This is a genomic window from Methylobacterium sp., assembly GCF_019750675.1.
Lineage (GTDB): Bacteria > Pseudomonadota > Alphaproteobacteria > Rhizobiales > Beijerinckiaceae > Methylobacterium.
The window spans coordinates 1-15024 of sequence record NZ_JAIEOF010000115.1; the positions used below are offsets into that span (position 1 = coordinate 1).

General features: G+C 70.5%; 10 protein-coding genes. All 10 read right to left on the reverse strand.

The window, feature by feature from the left end; all coding sequences use genetic code 11:
• Positions 1-213: 213 nt before the first annotated feature.
• The 10 genes from K2X24_RS05945 to K2X24_RS05990 all read right to left on the reverse strand — a co-directional run bounded on the left by K2X24_RS05945 (position 214) and on the right by K2X24_RS05990 (position 14431).
• The gene (locus K2X24_RS05945) at positions 214-738 is read right to left on the reverse strand and encodes a GNAT family N-acetyltransferase (protein WP_292495644.1); all 525 of its coding nucleotides are present in this window, start codon (positions 736-738) and stop codon (positions 214-216) included.
• A gap of 61 nt (positions 739-799) precedes the next feature.
• Complete coding sequence (locus tag K2X24_RS05950; protein ID WP_292495649.1) at positions 800-1078, reverse strand: DUF2218 domain-containing protein; 279 nt, start codon at positions 1076-1078, stop codon at positions 800-802.
• Between the two features lie 80 nt (positions 1079-1158).
• The gene (locus K2X24_RS05955) at positions 1159-2001 is read right to left on the reverse strand and encodes a sugar phosphate isomerase/epimerase (protein ID WP_292495651.1); all 843 of its coding nucleotides are present in this window, start codon (positions 1999-2001) and stop codon (positions 1159-1161) included.
• Entirely contained in the window at positions 1998-3323 is a 1326-nt protein-coding gene (locus K2X24_RS05960) for a DUF6005 family protein (protein WP_292495670.1), read from the reverse strand. The genes K2X24_RS05955 and K2X24_RS05960 overlap by 4 nt, the downstream gene beginning before the upstream one ends.
• 14 nt (positions 3324-3337) lie before the next feature.
• Positions 3338-6322, reverse strand: a complete 2985-nt coding sequence (locus K2X24_RS05965) for an IucA/IucC family protein (RefSeq protein ID WP_292495655.1) — start codon at positions 6320-6322, stop codon at positions 3338-3340.
• Positions 6306-8087 carry an IucA/IucC family protein gene (locus K2X24_RS05970; RefSeq protein WP_292495657.1) on the reverse strand — a complete coding sequence of 594 codons (1782 nt, stop codon included), beginning with the start codon at positions 8085-8087 and terminating at the stop codon, positions 6306-6308. Before K2X24_RS05970 ends, K2X24_RS05965 begins: the two co-directional genes overlap by 17 nt.
• A 357-nt stretch (positions 8088-8444) precedes the next feature.
• Entirely contained in the window at positions 8445-10025 is a 1581-nt protein-coding gene (locus tag K2X24_RS05975) for a PepSY domain-containing protein (protein WP_292495659.1), read from the reverse strand.
• A gap of 78 nt (positions 10026-10103) precedes the next feature.
• On the reverse strand, positions 10104-12755 hold the full coding sequence (locus tag K2X24_RS05980; RefSeq protein ID WP_292495661.1) for a TonB-dependent receptor: 2652 nt from the start codon (positions 12753-12755) through the stop codon (positions 10104-10106).
• A 113-nt stretch (positions 12756-12868) separates the two neighbouring features.
• A complete protein-coding gene (locus K2X24_RS05985; protein WP_292495664.1) occupies positions 12869-13822 on the reverse strand; it encodes a FecR domain-containing protein in 954 nt (317 codons plus the stop codon).
• A gap of 99 nt (positions 13823-13921) precedes the next feature.
• On the reverse strand, positions 13922-14431 hold the full coding sequence (locus K2X24_RS05990; RefSeq protein ID WP_292495668.1) for a sigma-70 family RNA polymerase sigma factor: 510 nt from the start codon (positions 14429-14431) through the stop codon (positions 13922-13924).
• Positions 14432-15024: the final 593 nt, after the last annotated feature.

A 15024-nucleotide genomic window follows, 5' to 3' on the forward strand; every position in this document is an offset into this window, starting at 1 on the left:
GCTCCTGAAACAGGTAATCCTTGGCGGGACTCTGAGCCGCTGCCGGCATCGCCGACAGCATCGGCAGGGTCAGCATCGGCAGGGTCAGCATCGGCAGGGTCAGCATCGGCAGGGTCAGCATCAGCAGGGCTGCGCGGGACGGGCGGCTCATCGGCGGTTCCAGTTCGAAAGCATGGGGCCAACCGGTGCGATGCCCACGGGTTCGACCGTTCGTTACAACGCCGACGGCGGCTCGCTCAAGCGAGCCATGCAGTGGGCATCGACGAACTTGCCGTCGCGGAAGCTGGCGGACCGGTGCGTGCCCTCGATCGCGAAGCCGAACTTCTCGTAAAGGGCGATGGCACGCGCGTTGTCGGTGAACACCGTCATCTCGATCCGGGTCACGTTGAGCCACTTCTCGCACGTGTCGATCATCGCCGCGAGCAGGCGCGAGCCGATGCCGTTGCCGGCGAACGCATCGTGCACGGCGATCCAGAACTCGGCCGCGTGGGCACGGCGTCCGTAGAAGGGCCGCAGCGCCGCAGCGCCGACGACGCGGCCGTCCAGGTCCGCCACGAGATGCAGGTCTCGCGGCCCGCGGGGCTCCGCCCACTTCCTGACGGTCTCGAAGGATTCGTAAGGCAGCGCGAGCGTGCCGAACCGGAAGGACGGCTGGTTGTAGATCGCGAAGATGTCCGGCGCGTCCGCCTCGCGCATGGCCCGGATGCCGAGCGCCGTTCCGATATCGTGATCCTTCATTCCCACTCCATTCCGGTTCGAGCACGATCCGTGCGGGCGGCCAGATCGTAGGCCAGCGGCATCACGACCAATCGAACCGCAGCGTCTCGCGAAACGCGAAGCGCTCGACGTGGCGCACGACGACGTCGCGCAGGTCGGGAAGTCGCGTCGCGTCCTCGGCCGCCAGATCGATGGTCAGGGTCTCGGCATCGGCGCGGAGCCGCGTCTCACCAAGAGGGAGCGCGATCCGTGCCAGGCTCGCGCTGAACTCGGTCTCGAACCTGTGCGACCAGTGCCGGCAGAGTTGCTGGAGGTAGCGGCTCGCATGGGGCGTCCGGACGACGGCACGGCTCTCGGGCATGGGGAGGTCCTTTCGGTGTCGAGCATGGGGATCGGCGGATGGGATCGTCCCGCGCGGGGACGGCCTCGGCCCGAGGGCGCTCAGCCGGCCACGTCGAGGTGGAAGGCCAGCTCGTTGCGGCGCCGGGCGGTGGTGCGCCGGACCTTCAGCAGGTCCTCGGGCAGGACGGAGAAGCAGGATCCGCCGAACCATTCGAGGGAGGCTTCGGCCTCCGGGTGGAGGGTCGCGAGGAACGCCTCGTAATCCAGGACGCCGTCGAACAGGCCCGTCATGCCGTCGCGCCGTCCTGAGGCGGCGTAGACGTTGGCGGGCTCGAACACCGCGAGATCGGCGCGGGCGCGGACGTTCTTGAGATGATAGTAGTCGATCCATGCCGCCAGCCGGTCATGGGCCGCGCAGGGGTCGTCGCCACCTTCCCAGACGTGGAGGATGTCGAAGTTGACCTTGAGGGCCGGGTGGTCGACCTCGTCCAGCAGACGCTCGAGGGATTCCGTCGTATCGGCCAGTGTGCCGGGGTGGGTCTCCACGAGGAGCCGCAACCCGTGATCCGACAGGGTATCGGCCGCGCCGCGCAGGCGGCGCGTGACGTGAGCCCGCTCCTCGGGCGAGGCGTCCGCGCTGGCCTTGGTCCCGGCGAAGGTGCGCAGGCGTGGAGCCCGCCAGATCTCCGCCAGCCGGCACAGGTCGGCGAGGCTGCGCGCCAGGATCTCGGGCGGCGCGTCGAGGGGCAGGTAGTCGCTCAGCATGGGCACGCGCAGACCGTGATCGGCGAGCCAGGCCCCGTGGTCGCCCGGCCCCAGATTGCGCGCGTGGACGCCCCAGAGTTCGATGCCGTCGAACCCGCTGCCGCGCGCGAAGCGGGCGATCTCGCCGATCGACAGCAGGTGATGGCGAAAGCTGATGGTGCAGAGGGACAGTCTCATGCGTCGAGCCTCTCGCGGGCGGGGCTCGCGCCCCGGAGGGCGGGGCTCGCCGCCCGCCAGGCATCGAACGCCGCCGCGAGACGGCGCTTGATCGCGAATTCGGCGTCGTCGAGGGCATCGAGGCGGGCGACGACCGGAGCCACGAGGGTCACGTCCTCGGTCCGGGCGAGCTTGAGGACGGCGTAGTGCAGCGCGGTCAGGCCGTTCACCAGGGCCTCGATCGCGTCGCAGATGCGCTGGAACTCGGCGTCCGGCCAGTGCAGGGCGCGCCAGAAGAAGGCGAAGCCATGCTCATAGGCCCATTTGCGGATGGTGATGACGGGCAGTTCGCGTAAGGCCACGCCGATCTCGGCGAGCCGGAGGCCGCCGCGGCCCTCCGCGTGCGCCGAGACGATGACGCGCACCGCATCGATCAGCGGATTGGCCTCGGGGCGGAAACAGGCGGCGAAGAAGGCCGCCAGGTCGACATCCGCCGGCGGATGGGCGCGAGAGGGATCGAACCGGTAGCCCCCGGCGACGCTCGGCTGACGGATGGCTCCGAGCAGCCGGTCGCGGGCGATTCGGCCCTCCCAGCGAAAGTCGGGATCGCGCACCTGCCAGGTCTCGGGGTCCTCCGTCAGCGACACCAGCAGGTAGTGGGGGAAGGGGTTCTGGTTGAACTTGTTCTCCCGCTCCGGGAGATGGAACATGTCCAGCATCACCATGATGCGCTCGTCCGGCGCGCGCGCCGCGAGGAGACCCAGCAGGGTGGCGACGTTCGCGTCCTTGTCGGCCGCATGGTCGTACCAGCCGAGGAGCGGGACGCCGTAGAGGCGCTCGAACCAGTGCCGGAAGGACTCGTGGTCCATGGCCTCGGAATGGTAGGCGAGCCGGAAATCCTCGGTGATGGCGAATTCGGCATCCCAGATCAGGGCATAGAACGGCCGGTGGTCGATGCCGCGCGGCTTCAGCCCGTCGCACAGGCAGCTGACGAAGCAGTGGATCTTGAGGTCGTAGGGCATCTCGCCGTGGACGCCCGCGGATGCGGGCGCGGGCATTTCGGGCTGCGCCGCCGGCGTCAGAGGCTGTGGCGCCCGATCCGCGGGGGCGAGGCGTTCCGCGAGATCCGCGACGGTGACGATGGCCGCGCGTCCCAGCGCCTCCTCGGGAATGCAAAGGCCGAGGTTCATCTCCAGGGCGAGGATGAGCTGCAGGAGCTGAACGGAGTCGAGGTAGAGGTCCTCGTTCAGGCGCGCCTCCGGACCGAAGCCGTCGAGGTGGGGGTGGGCCAGCTCCTCGCGCAGGACGGTGCCGATGGCCGCGACGACGCTGTCGCGGTCGATGATGCCCGGGGGGATCATGCCTCGGCTCCCGCGAGGGTGCCGCTTCGATGGTGCTCGGCTACAGCGCGGCGGGAGATCTTTCCGCTGGCCTGACGCGGGATCGCCGCGACCTGCACCGCCTCGCCGGGCACCTGGTGACCGGCGAGCCAGCGCCGGCACCAATCCTGGAGGATGCGGGGCGGCACCGGCGCCTCGGCGCTGAACAGCAGCGCCACCCGCTCGCCCGCGAACGGATCGAGACGGGCGAAGGCCACGGCGTCGGTGATGCCCGGCATGGCCATCACCACGTCCTCGACCTCGCCGGGATAGACGTTGAGCCCCGACACGTTGATCGTGTCGTCGAGGCGCGACACGAAGATCAGCATGCCGTCGGGCCGCCGATAGCCGAGATCGGCGGTGCGGACGGGGCCGCCCTCGGTCTCCGCCACGATCTCCGCCGGGTGGTCCGCGCTCACGCCCGCGCCGACGCGGTGATGGGGCAGGGGGAACCCGATCGCGTTGGGCTGGCGCAGGTCCGGATTGACGGCGACGCAGCCGGCTTCCGAGCAGCCGTATTGCTGGAAGAGATGATCGACCCGGGCCCGGATGGCGTCGAACCAGGGCGCGGGCAGGAGCGTGCCCGACGTCATGGCCGCGTGGATGCGCTCGGTCTCCGGGAGGAGTCGCACCAGCGTGTGCAGGAGGGCCGGCGCGGTGTAGAGCAGCGGGCGGTCGATCTCGCGCAGGCGCCGCAAGAGGTATCGCGGGTTGCTCGTGTCGAGCAGCACGGGCACGCGGCCGCGCCGCAGGCCGACGAAGACCCCGCAGATCAGGCCGTAGGAATGGGTGATCGGACAGGCGATGACGGGCGTCATCCCCTCCGACGCGACGAAGGCCGTGACGTAGGCGTCGACCTCGCGCTCCACGGCGCTCCAGGCCCGTGCGACGCATTTGGGCTCGCCCGTGGTGCCGGAACTCATCTGGAGGAGCTGGCCTTCGCCCGGAACCGGGGGCGGAGCGTCCGCGATCGCCTCGCCGTCCAGACCGTCGAGGAAGATCCGGTGACAGCCGGCCCGTTCGGCGAGCCGCCGCGCGCCGTTATCCGGCACGGCGGGATGGATGGGCAGGAGCGATGCGCCGAGCCGGCGCGCGGCCAGGATGAAGGCCAGGCATTCGGCGGTGTCGCGCAGGCGCACGGCCACGCGCTCGCCGCTCCCGCCGGCAAGCCGGGCGCGCGTCGCGACGCGGCGGATGCCGGCCTCCATGGTGTCCGCATCGATCGTACGTCCGTCGATCTCGATCATGGCGTCTCCGGAGGACGGTTGGGGAGAGGGAAACAGCGCGTTGGGCACGGGACGGCCTGGCTTCGCCGCGAGCCCGAGCTTTCGCGCCAGGAGCGGCTCGACCGTCAGGCGCGGTCCGTCAATGCGCAGGCGCGCGAAGCGGTCCTGCAGGCCGTGCTCGGCCGCGTGCCGCCGCAGCCGATGTCCGAGGCCGCGCCAGAAGGCCGCCTCGTCCAGGCCGTGCAGGCGGCCGAGCAGGTGGGTGACCTCGCAGAGGTTGAAGACGAACAGGCTGTCGGTGACGAGTTCGGCCAGGATTGCGGCCGAGCGCATGGCGTGGAAGCGATCGTCCGCCGGGCCCGCATGGGCCGGGTCGATGGCGCCGAAATCCGGCACACGTCCGGGATCCGCCACGAAGTCGGCGCCGTATTCCGCGCTCTCGTGGAAGTCGCGCAGGATCACCCGCTCCGGCCAGCCGTCGCGGTGGACCAGGATCAGGTTCTGCCCGTGCGCCTCCAGGGCGACGCCGTGGGCGACGAGGAGGTGCCAGACCGGCATCAGCGCGACCTCGACGAGGCGGTCGAGCCAGGGCGCCAGCCCGTAGCGTGCCAGCCAGGGGGCCACGAAGGCGGTGCCGTCGCCCTCGCACAGCATCAGGGCGTTGAAGGGCACGGCCGCCTCGCCGCCGGCGAGGGTCGGGCTTTCGCGCCAGATGGCGCCGAGCCGGCCCCGGAGAGATCCGTCCCGGTCGGCGAGGACGGCCGCATATTCGCGCAGGACGTCCAGCCGATGGCGTCCGCACAGGAGCGGATCGCCCGCGACGATCCCCGCCAGCCAGTCGGACAGGGCAGGCGCCGTCAGGACGAAGTGCGGATCGAGGATGCGTCGGCTCGACGTGGCGACGACGTCGAGGGCGAGCTTCACGCTGGCGCCGCGCGGGTCGTCGAGATTGTGCAGCGTGCGCAGGGACTGGCTGGCGCGGTAGCGCGCGCCGGCGGGTCCGAGCGCCACGGCGCGCCCATCGGCGAGCCAGGGCCCGAGCGGACCCGCTTCGAGCCGCCGCAACTGCCAGGGATGGACGGGCAGGAGGGCGTGGGTCTCGAAGGAATGCCAGGCCGCATGCAGGCGGCGCTTCAGAACCGCCCACGCCGCGCCGAGCTCCGCCTGCCAGAACGCCGCCTCCCCACCCGGCAGGGACAGGGCGATGGCATCCCGGCGGATGGCGAGCCAGGAGAGGCGGAACGGCGCGGCGCATTCCGGCCCGAAGCGGCGGTGATCCGCGAGGGTGAAGCCGGTGCGCGCCTTGAAGCACGGGTGGTAGGGGTGGCCTTCCCGGAGGGCCGCGTCGAGGGCCGCGAAGGGGAGGGCGCGGCGGTCGCAATCGGGAAGGTTTCGCGCGTTCCAGCCGCAGAGGTCGACGGTCTGCCGGAGTTCCGCCAGCAGCCGGTCGCGGGGCGCCCGTCCGCCGGGTAGAGCCGCGACCAGGGTGGGGATGTCTCCGGCACGCCAAGCCCCGTCCGGCCCCGCCATCGCGATGGTGCCGGGCGCGAGGCGCGGACGGCCGAACGGCCCGAGGGTGCCGACGGCCCGCAGGCGAAGGGCGCCGACCCGCCACGCGAGATGCCCTTCGGTCTCCGCCGGGTCGGGTTCGGCGAGTCCCTCGAACAGGACGGCTTCGGCGAGCTGCCGCAGGACGCGCTCCTCCGGGTGGTCGGGGTTCTCAAGAGGCAAGGGCACGGCCGGCCTCGCTGCGAGCCGCCGCCAGCGCGTGGAGCGGGTTCGGCATGTCCATGTAGTTTCCCACCCCGTCGCCGGAGGCGAGCTCGTCCCGATCCGCGAGGCGGACGCGCAGGTTGGCCTTGGTGCAGAGCGTGGGCCCCTCCAGCACCCCGCGGACGAAGGCGCGGCCGGCGCCGGTCAGCCGGCGCGCCATCGCCTCCAGGCGGCGGGCGAGGTCGTCGAGGAGGACGGCCTCGGGCAGAACGCCGTCCTGCCCCATCCGGGCGATCACGGAGAAGATCTGGTTGACCACGAGGTAGTAGGCGAGGCGCCGGTCGATCTCCGCCTCCGGAAAGTAGAGGCCCGGAATGGCCGCCGTCTCGGGCGCCTGGCGCAGGAGCCGGGGCCGCGCGGCCTCGGACAGGTAGAAGCCCTGATTGTCGCGGTAGTACCCCCGGCGCGGCCAGCCGGCGGCGACGTCGAGGAGGGCGTTCTGCTGGTGCGCCTCGAGGGCGATCCCGTGGCCGTCGTAGAGGGCGACGAGCGGTTCCAGCATGCAGTCGAGGTAGAGCCCGAACCAGGTGCGTGCGGCGCCCAACCGTTCGTTCCCGCCGCCGGGGGCGAGACGGCGCAGGATCGCTTCCAGGCGCGAGGGATGGCCGGGCAGGGGCTCGGCGGTGAGCGCCGCCAGGGTCGCGATGCCCCGCTCGGCGCCGCCGCGAAACGGGTTCTCGCGCAGCACCGTCTCGAACCCGCTCTCGGCGCGGCCGGGACAGTGCAGGGTGAGATACGCCGGGTCCGACACGATCCGGAACGCAGGATGCTGGGCATGGAAGCCGTTCCGGGCCATCAGCCGCGCCATGGCGACACCGGCCTCGAGTTCGGCGAAGCGGTTCACCCGCAGGGCGTTGGTCAGGGTGACGGGCAGCGAGAACTTCGCCATCCAGGGGCTGTCCGGCGCGTAGACCGTCCGCAGCGACGCGGTGGCGGTGTAGCGGGGACCGAAGGCGCCGAGGCGCCGGACGAGGCCGGCCTCCATCAGCGCGGCGACGTGCGGCTCCAGCATCAGCGCGTCGGCCTGGAGCGGATGCATGGGCAGCGCGAGTTCCCCGGCGCGCAGGGGCAGCCGTCCGGCATCGGCGCCGAGGAGGTCGCGGGCGATCTCGGGCGCGGAACGCGGTCCGGCCGAATCTTGACGGACCCGCCCGGCCTCCACGGCAAAGACCGCCAGTTGGAACGCGCCCGCCTCCTCGGGTCCGTACACCCGCGCCTGCCAGGTCGAGAGGCCCTGCCGGCTCTTGGGCGTCGGGTGCAGCCAGTGACCGAACACGAGGGCGCGCTCGGCGCCGATGAAACTCGTGTCCGCGTTCGGCTTGCGCAGGGCGAGGTCGAGCTGGCGGGCCGTCTCGCGATAGCTGTCGAGGATGCGCGCGAGGAGTTCGAGTTCGTGCAGGCGTGCGGCCTCCCCGGCCCCGACGCGGGCATAGGCCTCGCCGAGGAGTTCCTGCAGCGCGCTCATGGGCGGAACGGTGCGCCAGCGCGGCTCGTGGAGATGACGGGTCCAGAGGCGTCCGAAGCCTTGGGCTCCGCACAGCGACGGCGCGCGGATCTCGGCGCGGATGGTGAGGCGGCGGCTGCGCAGGGCCCATTCCACGCACGCCGCCGGCGGCCCGTCCGGAAGCGTGTGGCGAACCGGGATACCGGGGTCGATCTCGCGCAGGTAGCCGTTGGCGAAGCTGCGGAACGCCGCCGCCTCCGCGACGGCCTGAGACGATGGTGGCATGACGACCGGACCTCGTTCGAGCCCTGGGGGAAGACCATTCCGCGGGTCAGGCCAGCACAGGGGTGGTGGCCGCTGCGTACAGTCATTGGACGAGCACCGATCAACCATCCGGAGATCGGCCAGACATCTCGGATCAGGCTCTCTTCACGTGCGCTGGCAACGATGATTCAAACAAGAACGTTCCGCACATCGGATATAAACGTGACTTATTTCGCCGATAATCAGTGATCGAGTCAACAATAAATTCTGTCTTGGTCATATATATTGTTTTGTATTGGAATTATTCTTGATTGTAACGATTGAAATGGATGCCGAGCGCAACCTTCTCCTTGAGCCCCGCGATGTCGTCGGCGCCGTTCACCGGCCGACCGGAGGGGCTGGCGCTGCCGCGGGCGAAGGGATCGTCGACCGCGCGCCGCGCCGCCGTGGCGCCTCGTAGTGGACGACCCGCCGGGACGCGTAGGCGAAGAGGAACGCCAGCAGGAGCATCGCGCCGTCGAACCGGACGAAGAGCGGATCGCCCCCGGGGCGGCGCAGGCCATGCTGCGGCAGGGTGAGGATGTCGGCCGCCACGACGGCGAGGCAGAGCAGCGCCACGGCCGCGAGCCCCTCGCTCCACGCGGCGCGATACGGACGGACCAGGGGCACCAGCGCGGCGAGGATCCAGGCCGCGAAGAAGGCGCGGATCTCCCACTCGGCGCGACCGGCGAGGCCGATCGGCAGCAGGCGGTTGGCGAGGAAGTAGACGGCCACCGCCGCCGGAAGTCCCGCAACGGCGCCCACGTTGAGGGCCTGGACCAGGCGAAGGCCGAGGAAGAGCCGCTCCCCCGCCCGGGGCAGGCGGGCGATGGACCACAGGATGATCCCGGTCGCCACGGTGGCGCAGCCCATCAGGCCGCAGAGGAAGAACAGCAGGCGCAAGCCCCCGCCGGCGAAGTGCGCCTCGTGCAGGCCTGTCATCGTGGTGAAGGTCTTGGCGGCGGGCCTGAGGTCGAGGCCCCGCGCTTCCAGCATCGCGCCGCTCACGCCGTCGAAGGCGATCTGCGGATGGTCGCGGGCGATCCCGCGCGGCTCCGCGAACACCGCCACGACGGTCGCGCGGGCATCGCCCTGGTTCGCGATGGTGAGGCGCTCCAGGGGCTGCGGGACCATCGCGACCGCCCGTTCGATCAACGGACCGACCGGGGCGAGGGCGGCGGGCCGGTTCGCCGGCGGGCGCGGTGTCGTGATCCAGGCGGCATCGGCGAAAAAGGCCGGCGCGTTCCCCCGATAGGCGGCCGTCACGCCCCACGGCATGTAGAACGTCGCCAGGGTGACGATGCCCGTATAGGTGATCATGAGGTGGAACGGCAGCGCCAGAACGCCGCCGACATTGTGCGCGTCGAGGAAGCTCCGGCGCGGCGCCTTGTCCCGGCGAAAGGTGAAGATGTCCGCGAGGATGCGCCGGTGCGTGACGACACCGGAGATCAGCGCGACCAGCATGATCATCGCGCAGATCCCGACGACCCAGCGGCCCCAGAAGGGCGCCATGTGTAGTTCGAAGTGGAACCGGTAGAGGAAATCGCCGCCCTCGGTGTCGCGCACGGCGGCCTCGGCTCCGGTGGCGGGATCGAGGTGGACGTGGCCGGGCGGCTCCCCCGGCCGGTTGCGCCAGAACAGGTCGAGCACCGGCTTCTCGGGCTGCGGCAAGCCGATGAACCAGGTCCGGGCCTTCGGCGCATGCACGGCGAGGTAGGCGACCGCCCGCTCCGTGGCGGCGGCGAGGTCCGGCCCGCTCAAGGGAGCGGCGAGGGGGAGCTCGGGCCGCATCCAACGTGATATATCGGTCCGGTAATAGCTCGCGGTGCCGGTGACGAAGATCGCCAGCAGCACCCAACCGACGACGAGGCCGGACCAGGTGTGCAGCCAGGCCATGGATTGCCGGAAACCGCCGGTCATGCCGCCGGCCCCGCCGCGACCGCCCGCGGGGCCGACGCGTCGGCGCTCCGCATCCGGATGGCTCTCGACCGCCGCACGTCAGAAATCGACCGTCGCGGAGAGGATGACGGTCCGGGGTGCTCCCACCGCGAGGAAGCCCCGGGCGGCGGAGGCCCAGTACGAATCGTCGAGGATGTTCTGGACCGTGGCGCGCATGACCACGGGCTTCCCGTTCACGCCCTCGAAGGTGTAGCGCAGGCCCGCGTCGAAGCGAGTCCAGTCCGGCACCGACTGCGTGTTGGCCTGATCGTAGAACATGCGGCTCGTGTAGATCGCCCGCCCGGTCAGGGTCAGGCCGGGGGCGAGCCACGGCGGCAGGTCGACCTCGCCGTAGAGGTTGAAGGCCACGTCGGGGACGCCGGGGGCGGCCTTGCCGTCGAACTGGCGGCCCACCGTGTTGACGAGTTTCGCGTCGATGAGGGTGAGGCCGCCGAGCAGCCGCACCCCCGGGATGACTTCGCCGAAAACGTTGAACTCGATGCCGCGATTGCGCTGAAGGCCGCTGACGGAAAACCGCCGCGTGGCGGGGTCCGTGAAGGCGCTCGGCTGCTCGATCTCGAACAGCGAGGTCGTGAGCGAGACCGTTCCGAAATCGACCTTGGCGCCGACCTCCTTCTGCCGGCTCACCACGGGGGCGAAGACATCGCTGGAATTGATCGCCGTCGCCGGCGCGGACGGTCCCGCATCGAGGGATTCAATGTAGTTGCCGTAGAAGGCGAGGTTCTCGAAGGGGCGCATCACCAGGGCGATGGCCGGGCTGAAGCGGCCCTCCTGGTAGCTCGTGGCCGGGTTGCCCTGCGTCGGCCCCGGGCGGGTGACGTAGCTCTTCAGGTCGATGTCCTGGAAGCGCCCGCCGAGGGTGAGCAGGAAGCGGTCCTCGCCGAGCGATAGGGTATCAGCGATGGCGACGCTGCGCGCGGAGAGTTCCGTGAAGAGCGGCTGCTGCTCGGAGCGGGGGAACAGGCCCGTGGGGAGGGCGCCGAACGGCAGATCGACGGGGTTGTAGATGTTGGTCGTGTAGGTCGGCAGGGCGAAGGGCAGGAAGCCGCGCGAGTAGTTCTTGTTGACCGCCTCGACGGCCGCCACGGTGAACTGATGGCCGACGAAGCCGGTCTGGAAGTTCGTCCGCATGCCGACCTCGCCCGTGAAGCCCTGGAGTTCCAGGGGCTGGATCGCGAGCGCGTTCGTGGCCAGTCCGGAGGTGTTGAGGACACGGTAGTTCGAGGTCAGGAAGTCCTCGTTGTAGCGGCTGAGGCCGCCGGCCGCGTAGAGCGTCGTCTCGGGCAGCACGTCGTACTCGACCCGGCCGGCGGCCATGTTGTAGCGGCTGTCGTTGTACTCGAAGGCGTTCGACGTGTTGCGCCGGGCGTTCGGGGCCCGCGGCACCGGGATGCCGGGCGCCACCGCGTTGAACAGCGAGGTCGGCGCGGTGATGTTCTGCGTCGAGTGGTTGAAGTCGAACGAGGCGCGGAACCGGTCGTTGCGGTAGTCGATGCCGAGGGCCGCGACGCCGACCTCGATGGCGTTCTTGTCGAGCGGCGTGTCGCCGTTCCGGTAGGCGCCGTTGAAGCGCACGCCCCATTCCTTGAAGGTGCCGAAGCGGCGCCCTACATCGAGATGCGTCCCGAACTGCGCGTCGCTGAAGTAGCTCGTGGTGACCCGCGTGAGCGGCTCGTCGTAGGCGCGCTTGGGCACGAGGTTGATGGTGCCGCCGACGCGGCCGGTGCCGCCGCTCAGCAGCGCCGTCGGCCCCAGCAGGACCTCGACGCGCTCCAGCCCCTCGGTGAAGCTGCGGCGCGGATTGGCGATGTAGAACAGGCCGTCGAAGGCGGTGTCGAGGTTGGTCACCGAGAAACCGCGGATGAAGTACGAGTCGCGCTCGCTGTAGGGCGGCGCGTCGCTGCGCACGGACGGGTTGTTCAGCACCACGTCGCCGACGGAGCGCGCCTCCTGATCGTTGATCAGTTTCTCCGTGTAGCCCGTGACGTTGAAGGGCGTCTTCAGAACGGAGCGGTTGCCCAGAAGCCCGACCCGGGTGCCCGTGGCGACCTGGCCGCCCGCATAGGGGACGGGTGGCTGGCCGACCGTACCGGAGCGCGGCGGCAGCCCCGCGACGATTCCGGGGGCCTGGGCGGAGCCGGCGACGTGGAGTTCCTCCAGGGCCACCGCGTCGGCGGGCTCGCCGCCGAGCTGGACGTAGCGCGGATTGACCAGCGTGATGGTGGAGGGGCCGACCGCGCGGAACGTCAGGCCGGTGCCGGCGAGAAGCCGGCCGAGCCCGTCGAGGGGCTCGAACGCCCCGTCGATCCCCTCCGTCCGCAGCCGCGCCGTCAGCTCGGTCGCGTAGACGAGCTTGATCCGGGTCTGTTCCGTGAAGGCCACCAGGGCCGTCTCGAGGGGCCCGTGCGGGATCGCCAGGGCGACCCGCTCCGCGACGCGCGGGTTCGCGTCCTCGGCCGGCGCGAGGGCGAGGATACTGGCCGTCCGCTCCCGCGCCGGCCGGGCGCGGGCCTTCCGCTTGCCCGGAGCGCCCCGGCCTTCCCGTTCGTCCAGCACCGCGTCGCTCGGGCTCTCGCGGCCCGGCATCACCTGGCCCTGGACGGAGGCCGGGATCGTCACCAGCATCGACACGCCGGCCAGGGCCAAGCCGGCCAGCCGCTCACCTGCAAATCCACGCCCGCGCGTCGTCATTCTTCGCCCCGTCCCTCTCTCGGCGGGGGGGCGGCGCCCTCAGCGCGCACCGGCCTCCCACCGATTGAGATCAACGAGGTCCCGGATTCCTGACGTCCCGGATCGAACTTTTTTCACGAGCGGCGAAACGGCGATCCGACGAGGACGAGGAGGGGCGAGAGGCGCGTGATCCTGACCCCCAGGGTCGACCCGAGCGCGTCCAGGGCCTCGTCCGTGTCGCGCGGGTCGAAGGCGCCGGTCACGCGGCGCTCGCCGGCCGCCGCGTCGAGAAGGACGATGCGGCCGTGGCGAAAGCGATTGAGTTCCGTCAGCACGGTGGAGAGCCGTTCACCGGAAAAGCGCAGGCGTCCCTCGCGCCAGGCCGTCTCCCGGTCCAGGCTCGCCATCGCGACGGAAAGACCTTTGGCCTCCGCACGCCGGACCGTCTCGCCCGCCGAGACCCGCAGGGGCCGCCCCGCGCCCGTGACCTCGACGCGCCCCTCGACGACCCCGACGGGATTGTCGGCGCCGTCGGCGCGGACGAAGAAGCGCGTGCCGACGGCGCGGACGCTCAACCCGTCGCCACGGACGACGAAGGGGCGGCCGGGATCGGGGGCCACGTCGAAGTAGGCCTCTCCGCGCAGGAGTTCGACCGCGCGCTCACCGGCGCTGAAATGCAGGGCGACCGCCGTGTCGGTGTTGAGGTCGATCCGGCTGCCATCCGCGAGGGTGGCGTGGACGATGTCGCCGACACCGCTCCAGAGGTCGGATCGCAGGCGGTCGATCAGGCCGAGCTGGAAGGCGAGGGCGCCGCCCAGGACGAGGAGGACGGCGAGACCGGCGAGGCCCTTCGGTGTGCGGCGGCGCTGCCGGGGATCTGGCACCTGCCCGAGCTTGCGCCACAGGGTATCCATCTCCGCATAAGCGGCTTCGTGCGCGGGATCGGCGCCGCGCCACGCCGTGCAGGCGGCCCGGTCCCGATCCGTCGCATCGGGGGAGGAGAGGCGGGCGACCCAGGCGGCGGCGGCCTCGTGAACCGGGTCCTCGCCCTCGGTCTCCCGCGCGTCGGTCTCGTCGCCGCTGGCCAAAGCCCTGCCCCATCCGGATCGCTCCAAGCCCGGACGGCTCGGCCACGACGCTCCTACACCCTCAGATCAACGAGCCGCCAGGATCCTGACGTCGGCGTCTCAGAGAAGATCGCGGCAGCGGCGGCGGCAGTGCAGGAGCGCCTTGATGAGGTGCTTTTCCACCATGTTGCGACTGATGCCCAGGCGGGCGGCGGCCTCCCCGTTCGAGAGAGCCTCGAACCGGGTGAGCAGGAACACCTCGCGGCACCGGGGCGGCAACTCGTCGATGGAGGCCGCGAGCCGCCTGAGCTCCTGGCGCGCGATCACCTGGCGTTCCGGAACGGCGTATCCGTCTGCGATCTCGGCAAGGTCGAGGTCGGTCATGGCCTGGAACACCGTGCCTTCGAAGCGCTGCCGGTTCCGCATGCGCAGCGCGACGTTCCGGGCGACCTGGAAGAGAAACGCGGAGGGATGCTCGACTTGGGAACGCGACAGGGCACCGAGCATCCGCAGGTAGGTTTCCTGGTGGGCGTCGGCGGCGGCGTCGGGGCTGCCGAGGAGGCGCAGAAGGAGGCGCCGTAGCCGGATGCCTTCGCTTCGATGCAGCGTCTCGATCAATGTCGGCTGCATGAACCCCGCTCCAATCACCCCTGGATCATCGTCTGATCGCTCGATCTCGATGGGGTTCAGGAACCAGAAAATCAGAAATTATGCAAGTTTTTCAATAGTTTATATGATTTCTAAAAAGCCCGCCGAAGGTCGGCCCAAGGCGTTGGATTGTCGTGGGAAACAGTTCCCCCGGCAAACGGGGTCCGCCGCGCGGCACGGCCGCGCGTCTCATGAATGCCGCGTCCTGTTGCATCGGGCCCACACATGACGAGGCGCGTCGGATCTCACCGCCGGTCGATTCCCGCATCGGGTACGGGGCGATCCGGCCCGAGCGAACAGGCGTTCGAGAACCGTGCCGGTGGTCCGCATGTCTATCGTGGGGGAAGGGAGAGCAGTCTGCACGATCGCACCTCGACCCATCCCACGCCGACGGCGATGAACACCGGACCGGAGATCGAGGAAGCGCAGCGTCAAGGCCCCGATGCCGACCGCCAGTGCGGCCCGCCGCCTGGAGAAGGCGGCCGGTCAGACCGGATAATGCATGTTCGGGAAGCCTGGAGGCGCGGTAACCGCCTCACCAAGATCGAAGGGGAAACACCAACAAAACCAAGTTG

Coding starts and splice junctions, on each gene's coding strand:
- K2X24_RS05970 (WP_292495657.1), bottom strand. CDS start 8,087: ATGCCACCATCGTCTCAGGCCGTCGCGGAGGCGGCGGCGTTCCGCAGC.
- K2X24_RS05955 (WP_292495651.1), bottom strand. CDS start 2,001: ATGAGACTGTCCCTCTGCACCATCAGCTTTCGCCATCACCTGCTGTCG.
- K2X24_RS05950 (WP_292495649.1), bottom strand. CDS start 1,078: ATGCCCGAGAGCCGTGCCGTCGTCCGGACGCCCCATGCGAGCCGCTAC.
- K2X24_RS05990 (WP_292495668.1), bottom strand. CDS start 14,431: ATGCAGCCGACATTGATCGAGACGCTGCATCGAAGCGAAGGCATCCGG.
- K2X24_RS05975 (WP_292495659.1), bottom strand. CDS start 10,025: ATGACCGGCGGTTTCCGGCAATCCATGGCCTGGCTGCACACCTGGTCC.
- K2X24_RS05945 (WP_292495644.1), bottom strand. CDS start 738: ATGAAGGATCACGATATCGGAACGGCGCTCGGCATCCGGGCCATGCGC.
- K2X24_RS05980 (WP_292495661.1), bottom strand. CDS start 12,755: ATGACGACGCGCGGGCGTGGATTTGCAGGTGAGCGGCTGGCCGGCTTG.